The sequence below is a fragment of the Kitasatospora sp. NPDC001095 genome, assembly GCF_053598615.1.
In genome coordinates, this window is the sequence record NZ_JBSFKQ010000018.1 from 74,903 (window position 1) to 99,009 (window position 24,107).

A 24,107-nucleotide genomic window follows, 5' to 3' on the forward strand; every position below is an offset into this window, starting at 1 on the left:
TCAGTCCTCCTGGTGGTGGTGGGAAACGGTGGTGTCGCCGGTGGCCTCGGCGATCCTGGCGGCCAGGACCGGTCCGATCTGGGCCAGCGAGCCGGCCTGGGTCATCCGGTTGTGCCGGGTGGTGACCTCGTGCGATTCGATCCGGCCGGTGACGTAGGGCTGCCAGATCCCCGGCCCGGCGTTGTCCTCGGCGTTGCGGTCGATCGTGGAGTTGAAGAGCAGCAGGTCCCCGTCGAAGGTCCCGGGGACGAAGTCGACCGCCAGCTTCGCGTTGTTGATCATGATCTGGACGACCACCTCGACCTGCCGCTCGGTCAGGCCGGCCAGCGCGCTGCCCCGCCGGTTCAGCACCTCGGCGACCTCCGCGTAGGTGATCTCCCGGTCGCCCAGCTCCTCCGGGTCGACGTCGAGCACCCCGACGAGCACGTCCCGCTCGGTGGGCACCGGTACCTCCTCGAACTTCACGTCCTTCACCGGGTAGGCGTCGAGGATCGCCAGCAGCGCGGTCCGCTCACCGCGCGACTGCAGCTCGCAGGCGAGGGCGTGGGCGATCAGCCCGCCGGCGGACCAGCCGAGCAGCAGGTACGGGCCCTCCGGCTGGATCTTCCGGATGTGGTCGGCGTAGTCGGCCGCCATCTCCTCGTAGGACGTCGGCAGCGGTTCGGGCCGGCCGAGGCCGCGCGCCTGGATCGCGTAGACCGGGTGCTGCGGGCCGACGTGGTTCAGCAGCCCGCTGTACGACCAGCTGATGCCGCCCCCGGGGTGGACGCAGAACAGCGGCGTGCCCGTCCCGGTCGAACGCAGCGGCAGCACCACGTCCAGCGCGTCGTCGGGATCGTTCATGACCAGGCGCTCGGTGAGCCCGGCCACGGTCGGCGCCTCGAAGAGCATGCGCAGTCCCAGCTCCAGGCCGAGGGTCTCGCGGACCCGGGAGGCCAGCCGGGCGGCCAGCAGCGAGTGCCCGCCCAGGTCGAAGAAGTTGTCGTCGATGGACACCGGCTCCCGGCCGAGGACCTCGGCGAACAGGCCGCACAGCAGCTGCTCCTGCGGCGTCCGGGGGCCGCGGCCGGCGTCCGAAGCCCCGTACTCGGGGGCGGGCAGGGCGGCCCGGTCGAGCTTGCCGTTGGCGGTCAGCGGCAGCGCGTCCACGGTGACGAACGCCGCCGGCACCATGTAGTCGGGCAGCTCGCGGCGCAGCCGGGCGGACAGCTCGACCGCCTCGGGCGCGCCCTCGGGGGCGGGCACCAGGTAGGCGACCAGCCGCTTGTCGCCCGGCCGGTCCTCGCGGGCGACCACGGCCGCCTGGGCGACGCCCGGGCAGCCCGCCAGGACGGCCTCGATCTCGCCGGGCTCGATCCGCAGGCCGCGCAGCTTGACCTGGTGGTCGGCGCGTCCGGCGAACTCCAGGGTGCCGTCGGCGCGCCACCAGGCCAGGTCGCCGGTGCGGTACATCCGGCTCCCGGACGGCCCGTACGGGTCGGCGGTGAAGCGCTCCGCGGTGAGGCCGGGCCGGCCGTGGTAGCCCCGGGCGACGCCGACCCCCGCGAGGTACAGCTCGCCGACCATCCCCACGGGCAGCGGCCGCAGGTGGTCGTCGAGCACGTAGGCGCGCATGTTGGCCATCGGGCCGCCGATCGGCACGGAGGCGGCCTGCTCGGGCAGGTCGCGCACCGGGTGGCAGGTGGCCAGGGTGGTGGCCTCGGTGGGGCCGTAGCCGTTGACCACCTCGATGCCGGGGCAGGCCTCCAGCACCCGGGCGGCGGCGGCCGGGGAGACCACGTCGCCGCCGGTCCACACCTCGCGCACCCCGGCGAGCAGGCCGGGGCGCTCCTCGGCGACCAGCCGGAAGAGTCCGGCGGTGAGCCACAGACCGGTCACCCCGTGGGTGCCGATGGTGTGCTGGAGCAGGTCGAGGTCGAGCTGCTCGGGCGGTGCGACCACGATCCGGCCGCCGCCCAGGAGCGGCACCCACAGCTCGTAGGTCGAGAGGTCGAAGGCCGTCGGGGAGTGCATCAGCACCCGCTCGTGTCCGCCACCGCGCCATTCGGGGGTCAGCGCGTGGCCGACCACGTCGCGGTGGGTGACGGCCACGCCCTTCGGCCGCCCGGTCGATCCTGAGGTGTACATGATGTACGCCAACTGCTTCGGCTCACACGGGACTTCGACGTCGGACGGATCGGGCTCGGCGTCCACCAGGGCGGCCAGCACCTCCTCGGTGAGCACCAGGGCCGCGCCGCTCTCCCGCAGGATCAGTTCGATCCGGGTCGCCGGGAAGCGCGAGTCCAGCGGCACGTAGGCGCCGCCCGCCTTGACGATCGCCAGGATGGCCGTGACCAGGTCCGCCGAGCGTTCCATCAGCACCGCGACGGGCGTCTCCGGCCGGACGCCCCGGCGGACCAGTGCCCGTGCGAGCCGGTTGGAGCGCCGGTCGAGCTCCCGGTAGGTCAGCTCGGTGCCGCCCGCCACGACGGCGACCGCGTCCGGGGTGGCCCGCACCTGGCGGGCGAACAGCTCCGGCACCGCGGCCCGGGGCAGCTCGGCGGCCGTGTCGTTGAACCCGTGCAGCAGTTGGTGGCGTTCCGCCTCGGACAGGAGGTCGATCCGGCCGATCGGCCGGTCCGGGTCGGCGACCGCGGTACGCAGCAGCCGGGCCAGGCGGTCGAACAGCAGCTCCACGGTGGGCGCGTCGAACAGGTCGGTGGCGTACTCCACCGCGCCGACCAGGCCGTCGGGGCCGCCGTCCGGGCGGAACTGCTCGGCCAGGCTGAAGGTCAGGTCGACCCGGGAGGTCCCGGTCGGCGCCTCCAGGTGGCCGGTCTCCAGCCCCGGCAGCGCGAACTCGCCCAGCGGCGCGTTCTGCAGGGCCAGCATGACCTGGAACAGCGGGTGGCGGGCCAGCGACCGCGCCGGGTTGACCACCTCGACCAGGTACTCGAACGGCACGTCCTGGTGGTCGTACGCGGCGAGCGCCTTCTGCCGCACCCGGCCGAGCAGTTCGGCGAATCCGGGATCGCCTCCGGTGTCGGTGCGCAGCACCAGGGTGTTGACGAAGAAGCCGACGAGGTCGTCCAGTGCCTGGTCGGTGCGGCCTGCGATCGGGCTGCCGATCGGGATGTCGGTACCGGCGCCGAGCCGGGTGAGCAGTGCGGCGAGGCCGGCCTGGAGCACCATGAACATGCTGGCGCCGCGCTCGGTGGCGAGGTCCCGCAGGGCCTGGTGGAGTTCGGCGTCCAGCCGGACCGCGACCCGGTCGCCCAGCTGGGAGGCCACCGGCGGGCGGGGCCGGTCGGCGGGCAGCTGGAGCTGCTCCGGCATTCCCGTCAACTCGTCCTTCCAGTAGGCCAGTTGCCGGGCGAACAGGCTGTCCGGGTCGGCGGCGTCGCCGAGCAGGTCGCGCTGCCAGAGCGTGTAGTCGGCGTACTGCACCGCCAGCGGGGCCCACCGCGGTTCCTCGCCCCGGCAGCGGGCCGCGTAGGCGGCGGCCAGGTCGGCGGAGAGCGGGCCCATCGACCAGCCGTCGGCGGCGATGTGGTGCACCACGACCAGCAGCGCGTGCCGGTCGGGCGCGAGCGCGTACAGCTCCGCCCGGACCGGCGGCTGCGCGGCCAGGTCGAAGCCGCGCCGGGCCGTCCGCGCCAGCCGTTCGGCCAGGCGGCCCTCGTCCAGCTCGACCAGCGGCAGCTCCGGGTACGCGTCCGCGGCGCTCAGCACGACCTGGTACGGCACGCCGTCCGTCTCGCGGAAGACCGTCCGCAGGCTCTCGTGCCGGGCGACCACGTCCGCGAGCGCCGCGTGCAGGGCCGGCCGGTCGAGTTCACCGGTGAGGCTCAGCGCGAGCGGCATGTTGTAGGTGGCGCTCGGCCCGTCCATCCGGTGCAGGAACCACAGCCGGCGCTGGGCGAAGGACAGCGGCACCCTCCCCCAGCCTTGACGGCCGGGAGGTGCCCCCATCGGACGCGGCCGGGCGGTCAGCGCGGGCCGCGCCGTTCCGGAGCCGTCGAGGCGGGCCGCCAGGGCGGCCACGGTCGGGGTCTCGAAGAGCGTGCGGACCTCCAGTTCCGCGCCGAGGGTCGCCCGGACCCGGGAGGCCAGCCGGGTCGCCAGGAGGGAATGCCCGCCCAGGTCGAAGAAGCTGTCCTCGACCCCGACCTGCGCCAGCCCGAGCACCTCGGCGAACAGCTCGGCGAGGAGCTGCTCCTGCGGGGTGCGCGGCGCCCGCCCGGCCACGGCCGGGCCGAGGTCGGGGGCGGGCAGGGCACGGCGGTCGAGCTTGCCGCTGGCGGTCAGCGGCAGCGCGTCCAGCGCCACGAACGCCGAGGGGACCAGGTAGTCGGGCAGCCGGCCCCGCAGCCAGTCGCGGAGTTCGCCGAGGAGGGCGCCGGTGCCCCGGCTGCCGGTCGGGCGGTTGGTCAGCCCGGACAGCGGGACGCCGGCCCGCCGCGCCGGCCGGTAGGCCTCGACGGGTGCGTCCGCCGGCCCGTCGGTGGAGCCGGCAGAGGCGGTGGAGCCGGTGAAGAGCGCGTCGAGGGCTTCGGGCGCGTCGGCCGACCAGGTGAGGCTGACCCGGCGGCCGAGCTCCCCGCCGAGGGCGTGGAAGTCCTCCGGGTCGGGCAGGTCGGCGCCGTCCGGGCCTTGCAGCCGCTCCAGCAGCCCGGCGAGCGTGCCGTCCCCGTCGCGCACCGCCCGGGCCAGCTCGGCCTCGCGCGCGACGCGGCGGTTCGGGATCCCGGTGAGGCGCACCGGGCCGGTGCCCGGCCGTCCGAGCAGTTCGCGCAGCTCCGCCAGGCCGGTGACGTCCCGGCCCCACGCCAGGTCGAGCGGCTGGACGGGCACGGCGGGCCGCTTGTGCAGCGTCACGTCGTAGCGGTAGCGGCTCAGTTCGTTGTGGTGGCGGCCGCGCTTGACCTCCACGACCACCGCGCCGATCTCCGTGCCGTGCTCCGCGCCACGCTCCCGCAGGGCGGTGAAGAAGTCCGGGTCGACCAGGAGTTCCTTCTCGACCCGCAGGGCCTGCTCCACCGCGCGGCGCACCGCTGCGAGGTCGGCGCCGTCCCCGGCGCGGTGCAGCTGGACGGCCGTGGCCAGCGGGCGCAGCAGCCGCAGGTTGCGGACGTCGCCGATGAGCAGCGCGCCGCCGGGGGCGAGCAGCGCCGTCAGCTTCCCGATCACGTCGGCGAGGTACTCGGCGGACGGGAAGTACTGCACCACCGAGTTGATCACGATGGTGTCGAACGTCCCGCCCGGCAGCCCGTCGGTGTCGTGCGCCGGGCGGGTCCGGAGCACGACGCGCTCGGCCAGGTCCGGTTGGCGCGCCACCTGGGCGGACAGCGCGTCGATCGCGGTGGCGGAGAAGTCGGTCGCCCAGTAGGTCTCGCAGTGCGGGGCGATCCGGGAGAGCAGCAGCCCGGTGCCGACGCCGACCTCCAGAACCCGGCGGGGGCACAGGGCCAGGATCCGGGAGACGGTCGCGTCGCGCCACTCCCGCATCTGCTCGACGGGGATCGGGGCGGCGTCGTAGCTGCTGTTCCAGCCGACGAAGTTCTGGCCGAACGCGGCTTCCTCGGGGGTGATGGGCAGGGCGTCGTAGATGCCCCGCCACTCGTCCACGTGGTCGGCCTCGATGCCGCTGTCGCGGGCGGGCTCCTGCCGCGGGACGACGTAGCCGACGAGCCGGTCGTCCTGGGCGAGGACGGCGGCCCGGGCGACGGCGGGGTGTTCGGTCAGGGCCGACTCGACCTCGCCGGGCTCGACCCGGAAGCCGCGCACCTTCACCTGGTCGTCGGCCCGGCCGAGGTACTCCAGCTGGCCGTCGGCACGGAAGCGGACCACGTCCCCGGTGCGGTACATCCTGGTGCCCGAGGGATCGAACGGGCAGGCGACGAACCGCCCGGCTGTGAGTCCGGGCCGGTTCAGGTACCCGCGCGCCAGGCCGGCGCCGGCCACGTACAGGTCCCCCGGCACTCCCGGCGGCACCGGTCGCAGCCGCTCGTCCAGCACGTAGACCCGGGCGTTGGTGATCGGACGGCCGATCGGCGGCACGCCGGACGCCGGCGACAGCGGGTCGCTCATCGTCGCGCACACGGTCGTCTCGGTCGGACCGTACGCGTTGATCATCCGCCGGCCCGGTGCCCAGCGGTCCACCAGCTCCGGCGGGCAGGCCTCACCGGCCACCACCACCGTGGACACCACCGCCACCGAGCACACCGGCAGGGCGGCCAGGACGGACGGCGGCACGGTCACATGGGTGACCGCCAGGCCCGGGTCGGTCAGCGCGGACAGCGGCTCGGCCGCCGGGGGCAGCACCAGGGCCGCGCCGCACAGCAGGGCGGTGAAGATCTCCGACGCCGAGGCGTCGAAGCTGGGCGAGGCGAACTGGAGCACCCGGCTGCCGGGTTCGATCGCGAACCGCTCGATCTGGGCGGCCACCAGACTGGCCACGCCGCCGTGGCCGACCACGACGCCCTTGGGGCGGCCGGTCGAGCCCGAGGTGTAGATCACGTAGGCGGGGTGCCGGACGTCGAGCGCGACCTCCGGGTCGGTGTCCGGCCAGTTGCCGTCCGAGAGCATCGCCGGGTCGTCGACCAGCACCGCCGGACGGGCGTCGTCCAGCATGAACGCGATCCGGGCGGCAGGGTATGCCGGGTCCACCGGCAGGTACGCCGCCCCGGCCTTCAGCACACCGAGGACGGCCACCACCGACTCCACCGAGCGCGGCAGCGCCACCGCCACCAGCTGCTCCGGCCCGACGCCGCGCGCGATCAGCGCGTGCGCGAACCGGTTCGCCCGCGCGTTCAACTGGCGATACGTCAACTCGATTTCGCCATGGACGAGCGCGACCGCATCCGGCGTCGCCGCGACCTGCGCCGCGAAGGCCCGCGGCACCGGGACGGCGTCCACCTCGCGGGCGGTCTCGTTGCCGCGCTCCAGCAGCCGGTGCCGCTCGTCGGCGTCGAGGAGGTCGATCCCCCCGATCGGCCGTTCCGGATCGGCGGTGACCGCCTCCAGCAGCCTGGCCCACCGTGCGGCCAGGGCGGTGACCGTCGAGCGGTCGAACAGGTCGGTGGCGTACTCGACCGCGCCGACGATCCCGGCGGGGCTCCCGTCCGGGCCGAACTGCTCGACCAGACTCACTCCGAGGTCGAACTTGGCGGTTCCGGTGGCCACCGCGTAGGTGGCGACGTCCAGCCCGGGCAGCGAGAACCGGCCCATCGGCGCGTTCTGCACGGCCAGGATCGTCTGGAACAGCGGGTGGTGGGACAGCGACCGGGCGGGGTTCAGCACCTCCACCAGGTGCTCGAAGGGCACGTCCTGGTGCGCGTACGCCGACAGCGCCGTCTCCCGCACCCGGCCCAGCAGCTCGGCGAAGCTCGGATCACCGCTGGTGTCGGTGCGCAGCACCAGCGTGTTCACGAAGAACCCGACCAACTCGTCCAGCGCCTCGTCGGTACGACCCGCGATCGGACTGCCGATCGGGATGTCCGTCCCCGCACCCAGCCGGGTGTACAGCGCCGCCAGCGCCGCCTGCAGCACCATGAACAGACTCGTGCCGGTGCGCCGCGCCAACTCCGTGAGGGCGGCGTGCAGTTCGGCGTCGATTTCCAGGCCGACGTGGTCCCCGTGCCAGCCGGCGACGGCCGGCCGGGGCCGGTCGGTGGGCAGCGCGAGCAGCTCCGGGAGGTCGGACAACTGCCGCTTCCAGTAACCGAGTTGCTCGGCGAACCGGCTCTGTGGGTCATCGGCGTCGCCGAGCAGCTCGCGCTGCCACAGCGTGTAGTCGGCGTACTGCACCGGCAGCGGGGCCCACTGCGGCTCCTCACCCCGGCTGCGGGCCGCGTACGCCTCGGCCAGGTCCCGGGCCAGTGGGCCGGTGGACCAGCCGTCGCCGGCGATGTGGTGCATAACCAGCAGCAGCACGTGCTCGTCGGCCTTGTCCGCGAGCGCGAACAGCCCGGTCCGCAGCGGGGGTTCCACCGCCAGGTCGAACGGCTGCCGGGCGAACTCGGCCAGCCGCTCGAAGAGTTCGGCCTCCAGCACCTCCGTCGACCCTGCCCGGGGGCGGGCCGCGGCCGGATCCAGGACGCACTGGCGGGGGACGCCGTCGATCTCCGGGAAGACCGTCCGCAGGCTCTCGTGCCGGGCCACCACATCGGCCAGCGCCCGGTCCAGCGCCGCCCGGTCCAGCGTTCCGGTCAGCTGGAGCGCCAGCGGGATGTGGTAGGTCGCGGCGGCGGCGTCCATCCGGTGCAGGAACCAGAGCCGGCGCTGCGCGAAGGACAGCGGCACCGCGTCCGGTCGCTCGTGCACGGTCAGTGCCGGACGGGCGTGGCCGGCCCCGGCCAGCACCCCGGCCAGGCCCGCCACGGTGGGCGCCTGGAAGAGCGCGCGCAGCCCCAATTCCACGCCGAGCACCGAGCGCACCCGCGCGGCCAGCCGGGTGGCGAGCAGGGAGTGCCCGCCCAGGTCGAAGAAGTCCTCGTCGACCCCGACCTGCGGCACGCCGAGCACCTCCGCGAACAGGCCGCACAGGATCTGCTCCTGCGGCGTGCGCGGCGCCCGGCCCGCCTCGGTGGCCGCGGCCTCCGGCGCGGGCAGAGCGGCGCGGTCCAGCTTCCCGTTCGGCGTCACCGGCAGTGCGTCCAGCACCACGAACGCCGACGGGACCAGGTAGTCCGGCAGCCGGTCGCGCAGGTGCGCCGCCAGCTCCACCGGCCGGACCGCCGCGCCGGGACGCGCCGCCACATAGCCGACGAGCCGGTCGTCCCCGGCCAGGACGGCGGCCTGGGCGACGGCGGAGTGGCCGGCCAGGGCGGCCTCGACCTCACCGAGTTCGACGCGGAAGCCGCGCACCTTCACCTGGTCGTCGGCCCGGCCGACGTACTCCAGTTCGCCTCCCCCGACCTCCGACCGGGGGGACCCCCATGCACGGCGCCGCACCAGGTCACCGGTGCGGTACATCCTGGCGCCCGAGGGACCGAACGGGCAGGCGACGAACCGTCCGGCCGTCAGACCGGGCCGGTCGAGGTAGCCGCGCGCCAACCCGGGGCCGGCGACGTACAGCTCCCCCGTCACCCCCGGCGGCACGAGACGCAGCCGCTCGTCCAGCACGTACGCCCGGAAACCCGCGACCGGCCGGCCGATCGGCGGCACGCCCGCCCCCGGGGACAGCGGCTCGCTCATCGTGGCGCACACCGTCGTCTCCGTCGGACCGTACGCGTTGATCATCCACCGGCCCGGCGCCCAGCGGGCGACCAGCTCCGGCGGGCAGGCCTCGCCCGCCACCACCAGGGTCGACGCGGTCACCGAGTCCTCCGGCAGCGCGGCCAGGGCCGAGGGCGGCAGGGTGACGTGGGTGACGTCCAGTCGCCGGCCCGCCAGGGCCTCCAGCGGGGCCTCGGCCGGGGCCAGGACGAGGGCGGCACCGGTCAGCAGGGCGCCGCACAGGTCCCAGAAGGAGGCGTCGAAGCTGGGCGAGGCGAACTGGAGCACCCGGCTGCCCGGCCCCATGCCGAGCCGCTCGGTCTGCGCCGCCACCAGGCCCGACACCCCGCTGTGGCTCACGGCCACGCCCTTGGGGCGGCCGGTCGAGCCCGAGGTGTAGATCACGTACGCCGGGTGCCGGACGTCCACCACGACGCCCGGGTCGCCGTCCGGCCAGTCCCCGTCCGAGACCATCGCCGGATCGTCGACCAGCACCGCCGGACGGGCTTCGTCCAGCATGAACGTGATCCGCGCCGGCGGGTACGCCGGATCCACCGGCAGGTACGCCGCCCCGGCCTTCAGCGCACCGAGGACGGCCACCACCGACTCCACCGAGCGCGGCAGCGCCACCGCCACCAGCTGCTCCGGGCCGACACCGCTGGCGATCAGCGCATGCGCGAACCGGTTCGCCCGGGCGCTCAACTGACGGTATGTCAACTCCGTGTCCCCGCAGACGAGAGCGACCGCGTCCGGCGTCGCCGCGACCTGCGCCGCGAACAGCTCCGGCAGACTCGCCGCCGCCGCCTCGCCGTCGACGGCGGGCAGCAGCTCGCGCCGCTCCTCGGCGGACAGCAGGTCGATCCCGCCGATCGGCTGGTCCGGGGCGGCGGCGACGGCCGCCAGCAGCCTGGTCCACCGGGCCACCAGCGCCTCGACCGTCGAGCGGTCGAACAGGTCGGTGCTGTACTCGACCGCCCCGCTGAGCCCGGCCGGCGCGCCGTCCGGCCCGTGCTCCTCCGCGAATCCGAAGGTCAGGTCGAGCCGCGCGGTCCCGGTGAGCACCGTCACCCCGGAGACCCGCAGGCCGGGGAGGTCGAAGTCGCCGCCCGGCGCGTTCTGCACGACCAGCCCGGTCTGGTACAGCGGGTGGTGGGACAGCGAGCGGGACGGGTTCAGCGCCTCCACCAGGTGCTCGAACGGCACGTCCTGGTGCGCGTACGCCTCCAGCGCCGTCTCCCGCACCCGCCCCAGCAGCTCGGTGAACGACGGATCACCGCTGGTGTCCGTCCGCAGCACCAGCGTGTTGATGAAGAACCCGACCAAGTCGTCCAGCGCCTCGTCGGTGCGCCCCGCGATCGGACTGCCGATCGGGATGTCCGTCCCCGCACCCAACCGGGTGTACAGCGCCGCCAGCGCCGCCTGCAGCACCATGAACAGGGTCGCGCCCGAGCGGCGCGCCAACCCCACCAGCGCGGTGTGCAGTTCGGCGTCGATCCGGAGTTCCAGCAGGTCGCCGCCGTACGACATGGTGGCCGGGCGCGGCCGGTCGGCGGGCAGCCGCAGCTGCTCGGGCAGCCCCGCCAGCGCCTCGTTCCAGTAGCCGACCTGACGGGCGAACACGCTGTCGCCGTCCTGCTCGTCGCCCAGGATCTCGTGCTGCCACAGGGTGTAGTCGCCGTACGTCACCGGCAGCGGCGGCCAGGTCGGCGCCCCGCCCCGCTGCCGGGTGGTGTAGGCGGTGGCCAGGTCGCGGGCCAGCGGGCCCAGGGACCACCCGTCCCCGACGATGTGGTGCATGACCAGCAGCAGCACGTGCTCGTCGGTATTCTCCGCGACCGCGAACAGTTCCGCCCGCAGCGGCACCTCCGAGGTGAGGTCGAAGCCGCGCACCGCCGCCTCGCGCAGCAGGGCGGGCAGTTCCGCCTCCCCGGCCGCGCGCACGGTCAGCGGGACGGCGGCCTCGGCGGCGTCCAGCACCCGCTGGTACGGGACTCCGGCGAGGTGCGGGAAGACGGTGCGCAGGGTCTCGTGCCGGGCCGCCACGTCCGCGAGCGCGGCGCTCAGCGCGGCCCGGTCGAGGTCGCCGGAGAGCCGCAGGGCGAGCGGCAGGTGGTAGGTGGCGCTCGGCGCGCCGAACTGCTGGAGGAACCAGAGCCGGCGCTGGGCGAAGGACAGCGGCATCGGGTCACGGCGGGGCCGGGGCACCAGGGCCTGCCGCGCGGTGCCGGCGTCGTGCAGCCCGGCCGCCAGTCCGGCGGGTGTCGGGGTCCGGAACAGGCTGCGCAGCTCCAGCTCGACCCCGAGGGTCGCCCGGACCCGCGAGACCAGCCGGGTGGCGAGCAGGGAGTGCCCGCCCAGCTCGAAGAAGTCCCCGTCGACCCCGACCCGGGCCACTCCCAGCACCTCGGCGAACAGCTCGCAGAGGATCTGCTCCTGCGGGGTGCGCGGCCCGCGACCGCCGACGGCCGTGCCGGTCGGCTCGGGCGCGGGCAGCGCGGCGCGGTCCAGCTTGCCGTTGGGCGTCAGCGGCAGCGCGTCCAGCAGCACGAACGCGGACGGCACCAGGTAGTCGGGCACCCGCTCGCGCAGGTACGCCGCCAGCTCCGCCGCCGTCGCACCGGTCCCGGCCGGAGGGACGACGTACGCGACGATCCGGGTCTCGCCCGGCCGGTCCTCGCGGGCGAGCACCGCGACCTGGGCGACGCCCGGGTGGGCCGTCAGCTCGGCCTCGATCTCACCCGGCTCGATCCGGAAGCCGCGCACCTTCACCTGGTGGTCCACCCGCCCGGCGAACTCCAGCTCCCTGTCGGCGCGCCAGCGGGCCAGGTCACCGGTGCGGTACATCAGCGCGCCCGCCGGGCCGTACGGGTCGGCGACGAACCTGCTCGCCGTCAGCCCCGGCCGGTTCAGATAGCCGCGGGCCAGCCCCGCGCCGGCCAGGTACAGCTCGCCCAGCACCCCGGGGGCGACCGGCCGGAGCGCCGAGTCCAGCACGTAAGCACGGCAGTTGGCGATCGGTCGGCCGATCGGCACCGGCAGCGGGCAGTCCGCCGGGTCGGCCGGCAGCGGGTAGGCGGTGACCACGTGGGTCTCGGCGGGCCCGTAGTGGTTGTGCAGCACCCGGCCAGGGCGGCGGGCCTGGAAGCGGCGCACCGCACCGCCGAGGCGCATCGCCTCGCCGGCCTGGGCGACCAGCCGCAGGCTCGGCAGCTCCAGTCCGGCCTCCTCGGCGGCCTCGGCCAGCGCCTCGACCACCAGGTTGGGCGCGAACAGCTCGCCCACCCGGTGCCGGTCCAGCCAGTGCGCGAACAGCTCGGCACTGCGGCGCTGTTCCTCGGTCGGCACCACCAGCGTCTTGCCGTACAGCAGCGCGGAGAGCAGTTCCTGCACCGAGACGTCGAAGCTGATCGCGGTGAACTGCGCGGTGCGGGTGCCGGGTTCGCCGCCGACGGCCTCGTGGTGCCAGGCCAGCAGGTTGAGCAGGCCGGCGGCGGGCATCACCACGGCCTTGGGCCGGCCGGTGGAGCCTGAGGTGTAGATGACGTAGGCCGGGTGCCGGGCGTCCACGGCGACGGCCGGGTCGTGCTCCGGCCGATCCCCGGCCGGGGTGACGGCGGCGAGGTCGTCGAGGACGACGGCCGGGCGCGCGTCCTCCAGCATGTACGCGATGCGGGCGGCCGGGTAGTCCGGGTCGACCGGCAGGTACACCGCACCGGTCTTCAGCACCGCGAGGACGGCGACCACCAGCTCGGCGGAGCGCGGCAGCCGCAGGGCGACGACCTGCTCCGGCCCCACCCCGCGGGCGATCAGGGCGTGCGCCAGGCGGTTGGCCCGGCGGTTCAGCTCGCGATAGGTCAGCACGGTGTCTTCGAACACCACCGCCTCGGCCTCCGGGGTGGCCCGGACCCGCGCCTCGAACAGGGCCGGCAGCGTGGCGGCGGGCACCGGCCGGGCGGTGTCGTTGCGCGCGACCAGCAGCTCGTGCCGCTCCTCGGCGGTGAGGACGTCGATCCGGCTCAGCGGCCGGTCCGGCTCGGCGGCCACCGCCGCCAGCAGCCGCAGCCACCGGGCGACCAGCGCCTCCACCGTGGCGTGGTCGAACAGGTCGGTGCGGTACTCGACCCGCCCGACGATGCCCTCGGCCGGCCCGCCGGTGCCGCCGCGCTCCAGCAGGTGGAAGCCGAGGTCGAACATCGTCGTCGGCGTCCGCACCAGGAGGATCTCGGCGCTCAGACCGCTCAGGGTGAACTCGGTGCGGGGCGTGTTCTGCAGTGCGAGCAGCACCTGGAACAGCGGCTGGCGGGCGAGCGAGCGGGACGGGTTGATCGCCTCGACGACGTGCTCGAACGGCAGGTCCTGGTGGGCGTACGCGCCGAGCGCGGCCTCCCGGACCCGGCCCAGCAGCTCGGCGAACGACGGGTCGCCGCTGGTGTCGGTCCGCAGCACCAGGGTGTTGACGAAGAACCCGACGAGGTCGTCCAGCGCCTGGTCGGTGCGGCCGGCGATCAGGCTGCCGAGCGGGATGTCCGTGCCCGCGCCGAGCTTCTCCAGCAGCGAGGCCAGGGCGGCCTGCAGCACCATGTACACACTGGCGCCGTGCTCCCGGCCCAACCGGACCAGCCCGGCGTGCAGTTCCGCGTCCAGCTCGACCGCCAGGTGGCCGCCGCGGTGGGAGGGGGTCGCGGGGCGGTGGCGGTCGGCGGGGAGCCGGATCTGCTCCGGCAGGCCCGCCAGCGTCCGCTTCCAGTAGGCCAGCTGATGGGCGAACAGGCTGTCCGGGTCGGCGGCTTCGCCGAGCAGCTCCCGCTGCCACAGGGTGTAGTCGGCGTACTGCACGGGCAGCGGCGCCCACTGCGGCTCCTCGCCCCGGCGGCGCGCCGCGTAGGCGGTGGCCAGGTCGGCGGCCAGCGGGCCCAGCGACCAGCCGTCACCGGCGATGTGGTGGATCACCAGCAGCAGCACGTGTTCGTCGGCGGAGAGCTCGAACAGCTCGGCGCGCAGCGGCGGTTCGGTCGCGAGGTCGAATCCCCGCGCCGCCACGGCCGTCAGCAGCCCCGACAGCTCCGCCTCGCCGACGCGGGTGACGGGCAGCCGCGGCGGGGCGCTTCCGGCGTCCAGCACGTCCTGGTGGGGCACCCCGTCGACCTGGGGGTAGACGGTGCGCAGGCCCTCGTGCCGGGCGACGACGTCGCCGAGCGCCGCGTGCAGGGCAGCCCGGTCGAGCCCGCCCGACAGCCGCCACGCCAGCGGCATGTTGTAGGCGGAGCCGGCGTCCTCCAGCTGGTGCAGGAACCAGAGCCGCTGCTGCGCGGACGACAGCGGCACGGTGCCGGGCCGCTCCGCGCGGCGCAGCGCGGTCCGCGCCCGGCCGCTCCGGCCGAGCCCGGCGGCGAGCCCGGCCACCGTCGGCGTCTCGAAGAGGGCGCGCAGCTCCAGTTCCACTCCGAGGGTCGCCCGTGCCCTGGCGACCAGCCGGGTGGCGAGCAGGGAGTGCCCGCCGAGGTCGAAGAAGTCGTCGTCGGCCCCGACCTCGGCCACGCCGAGCACCTCGGCGAACAGCTCGGCGAGGACCTGCTCCCGGGGTGTGCGCGGGGCCCGGCCGGTGCGCGCCGCACCGTGGACGGGCGCGGGCAGCGCGCGCCGGTCCAGCTTGCCGGTGGCCGTCATCGGCAGGCTCTCCAGGGGCACGAAGGCGGCCGGGACCATGTGGTCCGGCAGTCGCTCGCGCAGGTGCGCCCGCAGCTCGTCCGCGCGGAGTTCCGCCCCGGCGGCGGGCACCGGATAGGCGACCAGGCGCACGTCCCCTTCCCGGTCCTCCCGGACGATCACGGCGACGTGGGCGACCTGCGGGTGTTCCGCCAGCGCCGCCTCGATCTCGCCGAGTTCGATCCGGAAGCCGCGCACCTTGACCTGGTCGTCGGTCCGGCCGAGGAACCACAGGTTCCGGTCCGCGCCCCAGCGCACCAGGTCGCCGGTGCGGTACATCCGCGAACCGCTCGGACCGAACGGGTCCGCCACGAACCGTCCCGCGGTGAGTCCTGGCCGGTTCAGGTAGCCGCGGGCCAGGCCCGCTCCGGCGAGGTACAGCTCGCCCGCCACGCCCGCGGCCACCGGCTGCAGCGCGCTGTCGAGGACGTACAGCCGGATGCCTCCGAGCGGCCGGCCGATCACCGGGCGGGGGCTCGACGCCACTGCCGCGACGACCGCGTCGACCGTGCACTCGGACGGCCCGTAGTAGTTCAGGCAGGAGACGTCCTCGACCGCCCGCAGCCGCTCCCACAGCCGGTCCGGAACGGCCTCCCCACCCATCGAGACCACCACCGGACGACGCACCGGATCGTCCAGGAGCCCCCGCGCCACGAGGACCTGGAGGTAGGACGGGGTGGCGTTGACGTAGTCCAGACCGGCGCGTGCCGCGTAGTCCACGAAGGCGTCCGGGTCGGACCAGGTCGCCTCGTCCAGGACGTGCAGTTCGTGGCCCGCGTACAGGCTGGAGATCTGGTCGCAGGAGGCGTCGAACGACACGGAGGTGGTCAGTCCGATCCGCAGCCGCTCCTCCGTCCGCCGGGGGAACAGCAGCGGACGCTGGCTGACGAAGAGGTTGAGCAGGCCGCCGTGGGTCGACACCACGCCCTTGGGCTTCCCGGTGGAGCCGGAGGTGTAGATCACGTAGGCCGGATGCCTCGGGTCGATGGCCACCAGGGGGTCCGTCGCCGGGCAGCCGGCCACCAGGGCGGCCGTCCGCGGGTCGTCGAGCACCAGCCACCCGGCCGGGCCCGCCTCCGGCAGCCCGTCCCGCGTCCGGGCGTCGGTCACCACCAGGACCGGACCGGCGTCATCGAGCATGTGCCCGATCCGCGCGGCCGGGTACTCGGGGTCAATCGGGACGTAGGCCGCTCCGGTCCTCAGCACGGCGAGGACCGCCACCACCAGCTCGGCCGACCTCGGCAGGGCGACCGCCACCAGCCGCTCCGGCCCCGCGCCACGCGCGATCAGGGCGTGTGCCAGCCGGTTCGCCCGCGCGTCCACCTCCTCGTACGTCAGCGAGACGTCCCCGCACACCAGTGCCACCTGCTCCGGGGTGGCGCGCACCTGCGCCCGGAACAGCTCCGCCACGCTCGCGGCCGGAAGCTCCACCTCCGGTCCGGTGCCGAGTGCCGCCAGGTCGCCGTGCTCCGCGGCGGAGAGCACGTCGCACCGGCTGAGTCGCCGCCGCGGGTCGGCGGTCACGGCGCGGAGCAGTCGCTCCCAGCGCCCGACCATCGTCTCGACGGTGGCAGGGTCGTACAGGTCCGCGGCGTACTCGACGACGACGTCGATTCCCTCCGGGGTGGGGGCCCCTCCCGGGCCGCCGGACCCGGCGGGACCGTCCGACGCGTGCCGCTCGGACACCGTGAAGGTCAGGTCGAGCTTGGCGGTGGTCGTGGTCAGCGGCATGTCGTCGACGTGCAGCCCGGGCGGCGCGAAGTCGGCGCCGGGCGCGTTCTGCAGCACCAGCATGACCTGGAACAGCGGGTGGTGCGCCAGCGAGCGCGCCGGGTTGAGGTCCTCGACCAGGTGCTCGAACGGCAGGTCCTGGTGGGCGTATCCGGCCAGCGCGGTGTCCCGGACCCGGCCCAGCAGTTCCACGAAGGTCGGGTCGCCCGAGGTGTCGGTGCGGAACACGAGGGTGTTGACGAAGAAGCCGACCAGCTCGTCCAGCGCCTGCTCCGTCCGGCCGGCGACCGGGCTGCCGAGCGGGATGTCGTCGCCCGCGCCGAGCTTGCTCAGCAGTGCGGCCAGACCGGCCTGGAGCACCATGAACAGACTGGTGCCGTGCGCACGGGCGAGCTCGCGCAGACCGCGGTGCAGTTCGGCGTCCAGTCCGGCGTGCACGAAGCCGCCCCGGTGCGAGGCGACCGCCGGGCGGGGCCGGTCGGTGGGCAACTGGAGCAGCTCCGGCATATTCGCCAACTGTCGCTTCCAGTAGGAGGACTGGCGGGCGAGCAGGCTGTCACGGTCGCCGGCTTCGCCGAGCAGCTCGTGCTGCCACAGGGCGTAGTCGGCGTACTGGACCGGCAGCTCCTCCCACCGCGGCTCCTCGCCGCGACGGCGCGCCGTGTAGGCGGCGGTCAGGTCCCGCGCGAGCGGGCCGAGCGACCAGCCGTCACCGGCGACGTGGTGGAGCACCAGCTGGAACACGTGGTGGTCCGGTGCCGGCTCGAACAGCCCGACCCGCAGCGGCACGTCGACCGCCAGGTCGAACGGGCGGTCCTTCGCCGCCGCCAGCGCGGCCGGCAGCCCGGCCTCGGTGGTCGGGCTCACGAGCAGCCGCGGGCGGGCCGCCGCGACGTCCAGCACCCGCTGGTGCGGCACGCCGTCCACCGCAGGGAAGACGGTGCGCAGGCTCTCGTGCCGGGCCACCACGTCCGCCACGGCGGCCTCCAGGGCCCGCCGGTCCAGCACCCCGGACAGCCGCCAGGCCAGGGAGATGTGGTAGTTCGCGTCGGCGCCCTCCAGCTGGTGCAGGAACCACAGCCGCCGCTGCGCGAACGACAGCGGGATCGCCTCGGGGCGCTCGCGCCGTACCAGGGCGGCCTGCGCCGGTCCGGCCGCGACCAGGGCGGCGGCCAGGCCGGCCGGGGTCGGCGCCTCGAACAGGGTGCGCAGCGGCATCTCCACGCCGAGCGTCGCGCGGATCCGGGCGGCCAGGCGGGTGGCCAGCAGCGAGTGCCCGCCGAGGTCGAAGAAGCCGTCGTCGACGCCGGCCGACGCCACGCCGAGGACCTCGGCGAACAGTTCGCAGAGGACCTGCTCCTGCGGGGTGCGCGGCGCGCGGGCGGCGGCCGCCGGGGCGAGGTCGGGGGCGGGCAGGGCGCGGCGGTCGAGCTTGCCGTTGGCGGTCAGCGGCAGCGCGTCCAGCAGGACGAACGCGGACGGCACCAGGTGCTCCGGCAGTCGCTCGGCCAGGTATCCGCGCAGCTCGGCCGGGCGTGGCGCGGCCGCGGCGGCCGGCACCAGGTAGGCGACCAGCCGGGTGTCGTCGGCGCGGTCCTGCCGGGCCAGCACGGCGGCCTGGGCGACGCCGGGGTGGGCGGCGAGGGCTGCCTCGATCTCGCCGAGTTCGATGCGGAAGCCGCGGACCTTCACCTGCTGGTCGGCCCGGCCGACGTAGCGCAGGCTGTGGTCCGCCGCCCGGCGCACCAGGTCGCCGCTGCGGTACATCCGGGAGCCGGCCGGCCCGAAGGGGTCGGCGAGGAACCGCCCGGCGGTCAGGCCGGGCCGGTTCAGGTAGCCGCGGGCCAGGCCCGGGCCCGCGACGTACAGCTCTCCCGCGACGCCCGGGGCGACCGGGCGCAGGCCGTCGTCGAGCACGTACGTCCGCAGGTCCGGCAGGGCCGTGCCGATCTGCCCGGCGGCGGTGCCGGGGCCGTCGAGGGCCGCGTGGGTGACGTGCACGGTGGTCTCGGTGATGCCGTACATGTTGACCAGCCGCGGCGCGTCCTCGGGGTGCCGCTCGTACCAGCTCGCCAGCCGGGCGTGCTCCAGCGCCTCGCCGCCGAACACCACGGTGCGCAGGGCGAGTTCGGGGCCCGCCTCCTGGTCCGCCCGCATCAGCTGGTAGAAGGCGGAGGGCGTCTGGTTGAGCACCGTCACCCGCTCGCGGGCGAGGAGTTGCAGGAACGCGTGGGGCGAGCGGCTGGTCTCGTGGTCGACGACCACCAGCCGGCCTCCGTGCAGCAGCGGGCCCCACAGCTCCCACACCGAGAAGTCGAAGGCGTAGGAGTGGAAGAGCGTCCAGACGTCCTCGGCGGAGAAGCCGAACAGCTCCCGGGTGGCGTCGAACAGCCGCACCACGTTCCGGTGCGGGACCACGACGCCCTTGGGGTTGCCGGTGGAGCCGGAGGTGTGGATGACGTAGGCCGCCTGGCCGGGGTCCACCGCGACCTTCGGATCGGTGTCCGGCTGCCCGGCCAGGTCTGCGGTGTCCAGCGGAAGCCGGTCCACGCCGTCCGCTCCCGGCAGCTCGCCGGCCGCGCCGGCCGTCACCAGCAGCGCGGGGCGGCCGTCCTGGAGCAGGTAGGCGATCCGGGCGGCCGGGTAGTCCGGGTCCACCGGGAGGTACGCGCCGCCCGCCTTGAGTACGGCGAGCACCGCCACGACCTGCTCCGCCGAGCGCGGCAGGGCCAGTGCGACGAGCTGCTCCGGGCCCACCCCCCGGTCGATCAGGGCGTGCGCCAGCCGGTTCGCCCGGGCGTTCAACTCGCCGTAGGTCAGGGTGACTTCGCCGTCCGTGAGGGCGGCGGCGGCCGGGTTCGCCCGCACCTGCCGCTCGAACAGCGCGGTCAGGCCGAGCTCCGGCGGCCGCTCGCCCCGGTCGGTACGGGCCGGGAGCAGCGCGGCGAGTTCCTCGGCGGACAGCACGTCGACCCGGCCGATCCGCCGTCCGGGGTCGGCGGCCACGGCGCGCAGCAGCCGCAGCCACCGCTCGACGATCCCGGCGGCGGTGGCCTCGTCGAACAGGTCGGTGCTGTACTCCAGGACGCCCGATAGCCCGTCGGGCTGTTCGGCCAGGATGAAGGTCAGGTCGCACTTGGCCGTCCCGGTGTGGACCAGGTCGGTGGCCACCCGCAGCCCCGGCAGGTCGAAGGTGCCGAGCGGTGCGTTCTGCAGGGCGAGCATGGTCTGGAACAGCGGGTGGTGCGCCAGTGTCCGGGTCGGGTTCAGCGCCTCCACCAGGTGCTCGAACGGCACGTCCTGGTGCGTGTACGCGGCGAGCGCGTCGGCGCGCACCCGGCCGAGCAGTTCGGTGAAGGACGGGTCTCCGGAGAGGTCGGTGCGCAGCACCAGGGTGTTGACGAAGAAGCCGACCAGCTCGTCCACGGCCTCGTCGGTGCGTCCGGCGATCGGGGTGCCGATCGGGACGTCGGTGCCCGCGCCGAGTTTGCCCAGCAGCGCGGCCAGTCCGGCCTGGAGCACCATGAAGAGGCTGGCCCCGCCGTCCCGGGCGAGCGCGCGCAGGCCCTGGTGGAGCTCGGCGTCGATCCGCACCGGCAGGTGGGCGCCCCGGTAGGACATCGCGGCCGGCCTGGGCCGGTCGAAGGGAAGCTCGACCTGCTCCGGAAGGTCCGACAACTTTGCCTGCCAGTAGGCGAGTTGACGACTCAGCAGGCTGTCCTGGTCGGTGCCGTCGCCGAGCAGCTCGCGCTGCCAGAGGGCGTAGTCGGCGTACTGGACGGGCAGCGGCGACCACTGCGGCTTCGCGCCCTGCGCGCGGGCCGCGTAGGCGGTCGTCAGGTCCCGTGAGAGCGGCCCGGCCGACCAGCCGTCACCGGCGATGTGGTGCATCACCAGCAGCAGCACGTGCTCCTCGGCCGCCGTCCGGAAGAGTTCGGCGTGCAGCGGCGGTTCCCCGGCGAGGTCGAAGCCGTACCGGGCCGCCGCCGCCAGCCGCTCGGGCAGCTCGCGCTCGGCGGTCTCGGTCATCCGCAGCCGAGGCCGGGCCTCGTCCGGGTCCAGCACCCGCTGGCACGGCACGCCGTCGACCGTCGGGAAGACGGTGCGCAGGCTCTCGTGCCGCTCGACCAGGTCCGCCAGGGCGGCCTCCAGGGCCCGCTGGTCCAGCTCGCCGGACAGCCGCAGGGCCAGCGGGATGTTGTACGTGGCGCTCTGGGCGGGTTCCATGCGGTGCAGGAACCACAGCCGCCGCTGCGCGAAGGACAGCGGAACGGTGTCCGGCCTCTCGCGCCGCCCCAACGCCGGGCGCGCGCGGCCCGCGACGTCCACGGCCGCCGCCAGTTCCGCCACCGTCGGCGCGTCGAACAGGTCGCCGAGCCGCAGTTCCACGCCGAGTGCCGAGCGGGCCCGGGCGACCAGCCGGGTGGCGAGCAGGGAGTGCCCGCCGAGGTCGAAGAAGCTGTCGTCCAAGCCGGGTTCGGACACCCCGAGCACCTCGGCGAACAGTCCGGCGAGCAGGTGCTCGGTCGCGGTGCGCGGGGCGCGGCCCCGGACGGCGGTGGCCTGCTCGGGCGCCGGGAGGGCTCGCCGGTCGAGCTTGCCGTTCGGGGTCAGCGGCAGGGCGTCCAGCAGCACGTAAGCGGCCGGCACCATGTGCCGGGGCAGCCGGTCCCGCAGGTGGTCGCGCAGCACGGTGTCGGTCGGCGCGGCTCCGGGCTCCGCGACGGCGTAGGCGACCAGCCGCGGTTCCTCCTCGGTGCGCACCAGCACGGCGGCCCGGGCGACCAGCGGGTGCTCGGTGAGCACGGCCTCGATCTCGCCGAGTTCGACCCGGAAGCCGCGGACCTTCACCTGGTCGTCGGTGCGGCCGAGGAACTCCAGGTTGCCGGACGCGTCCCAGCGCACCAGGTCGCCGGTGCGGTACATGCGCGATCCGCTCGGCCCGAACGGGTCCGCCACGAAGCGCCCGGCGGTCAGCCCCGGCCGGTCGAGGTAGCCGCGGGCCAGCCCCGCACCCGCGACGTACAGCTCACCCGCCACACCGGCCGGCAGCGGCCGCAGGGCGCCGTCCAGCACGTACAGCCGGGCGTTGCCGACCGGCCGCCCGATCACCGGGCGCGGACTCGAACCCAGCGGCGCCACCACCGAGTTGACGGTGCACTCGGACGGTCCGTAGAGGTTGAGGCAGCGCACCCCCTCAGCCGCCCGCAGCTGCGCCCAGAGCCGCTCCGGGACGGCCTCGCCGCCCGCCGCGACCACGGCCGGCCGCCGCCGCTGGTCGCTCAGCAGCCCGTGCTCGACGAGTACCCGGAGGTAGGACGGGGTGGCCTCGACGTAGTCGAGCCCGCACCGCCCGGAGTAGGCGACGAAGGCGTCCGGGTCGGTCCAGGTCGCGTGTTCCAGGACGTGCAGCTCGTGGCCCCCGAACAGGGCGATCAGCTGGTTCCAGGAGGCGTCGAAGGAGACCGAGGTGGTCAGCGCCACCCGCAGCCGCCGCCGCTCCGCGAGCACCGGCGCGAGCTGCACCTGGCGGAGGTCGGTGAGCAGGTCGAGCAGGCCGCCGTGGGTCGGCAGCACGCCCTTGGGCCGCCCGGTGGAGCCGGAGGTGTAGATGACGTACGCGGGGTGGTCCGGGTGGACGGCCACCATCGGGTCGGTGTCCGGCAGCCCGTCCAGGTCGGCGGTGTCCAGCACCAGCCGGTCGACGGGCCCGGCCTGCGGAAGCCGCCCCTCGCCGCGGGAGTCCGTGACCAGCAGGGCCGGCCGGGCGTCGTCGAGCAGGTAGGCGATCCGGGCGGCCGGGTACTCGGGGTCGACCGGGACGTACGCCGCGCCGGTCTTCAGCACCGCGAGGATCGCCACCACCAGCTCCGCCGAGCGTGGCAGGGCCACCGCGACCCGCCGCTCCGGCCCGGCTCCCCGCGCGATCAGGGCGCGCGCCAGCCGGTTGGCCCGCCGGTCCAGCTCCGCGTACGTCAGCGAGACGTCGCCGCAGACCAGCGCGACCAGGTCCGGGGTCGCCCGCGCGTGTTCCCGGAACAGCTCCGGCAGGCTCGTGGCCGGGGCCGGCGCGACCGGCCCGGTACCGAGCACCGCCGCCTCGCGCCACTCCTCGGCGGTGAGCAGTTCGATCCGGCCCACCGGCTCGTCCGGGTCGCAGTCCGCGACGGTGTCCAGCAGCGCGAGCAGCCGCTCCTGGTGGCCGGCGAGGTCCGCGTCGCCGTAGGCCTCCGGCGAGCCGTGCAGCCGCAGCAGCGGCGGGTTGCCGTCCCGGTAGTCGAAGACCCAGACGGCGAGGTCGGTCGTCGACCCGGACACGAAGTGGTGCACGTCGGCGGGGTGCCCGGCGAAGCTCGGCCGGGAGTTGAACGCCATGATGTTGACGATCAGCGGGAACGCCGTGCCGATGCTGCCGGGGGCGCCGAGGTCGCGCAGCAGGTCCTCGCTGCGGTAGCGCTCGTGCGCGACGGCCGTCTCGACCTCCCGCGCCGCCTGGGCGACGAGGTCGCGCCACGGCAGGCCCGGTCGCACCGTCAGCCGCAGCGGCACCACGTTGGACAGGGTGCCCGGCACCGCCGTCAGGTCGCGGTCGGCGCCCCGGCGCGCGGTGACGGGCATGGCGAGCACCACGTCCTGGTTGCCGGTCAGCCGGTGGACGTAGAGCGCCGTCGCCGCGATCACCAGCCGGGACCACCGGACGCCGGAACGGTCGGCCGCGGCCCGCAGGGCGTCCGGGCGGCGCAGCTCCCGTTCCTCGGCCAGCCGGAGGGCGCGGTGCGGGTCGGTGGCGGAGGTGTCGGCGAGCCGGGTCGGGGCGGGCAGGTCGGCGAACCGCCCGGTCCAGTGGGCGCGGTCGGCGGTGAAGTCGGCGGACGCGCGGTAGGCGGCGTCGCTGTCGACCAGGTCCCGTAGCGAGCCGAAGGGGCACGGCGGCACGGCGCCGCCGCCCTCGGCGAGCGCCGAGTACACCTCGCCGACCCGCTGCCGGAGCATGGAGCTGCTGATCGCGTCCAGCACGACGTGGTGGTAGTTCAGGTACCAGAGGAACTCCGTCGGCGACGCCTTGATCAGCGCGTGGCCGAACAGTGGGTCCCGGGCGAGGTCCAGCGGGCGCAGCAGGTCCCGTTGCATCCACTCCACGGCCGCCGCCCGGGGGTCCGGCTCCCCGCTGAGGTCGAGGTGCGCGGGCGCCCAGTCCCAGCTCTCCCGAAGGACCTGGCGCGGGCCCTCGCCGTCCTCGACGAAGGTCACGTGCAGGGCGTCGACCTCGTCGACGACCCGGCGCAGCGCGGTCTCGAAGAGCTCCCGGTCCACCGGCCCGTGGATCTCCAGGCACTCGCCGACGCGGTAGCCCGGGATCGGTGTCCTGGAGCGTTGCTCGGCGAGCCAGATCTCGCGCTGGGCCGCTGTCAGCGGAAGGACGTCGCCGTCGCGACGGGACATGGGGGTACCTCCAGAAGTGTGGGCAGGCG

General features: G+C 75.0%; 1 protein-coding gene. It reads right to left on the bottom strand.

Annotated features, from left to right (window positions below; genetic code table 11):
- Nucleotides 1-24,078 carry a non-ribosomal peptide synthase/polyketide synthase gene (locus tag ACWDBB_RS18025; RefSeq protein WP_449790518.1) on the bottom strand — a complete coding sequence of 8,026 codons (24,078 nt, stop codon included), beginning with the start codon at nucleotides 24,076-24,078 and terminating at the stop codon, nucleotides 1-3.
- Between the last annotated feature and the right edge of the window lie 29 nt (nucleotides 24,079-24,107).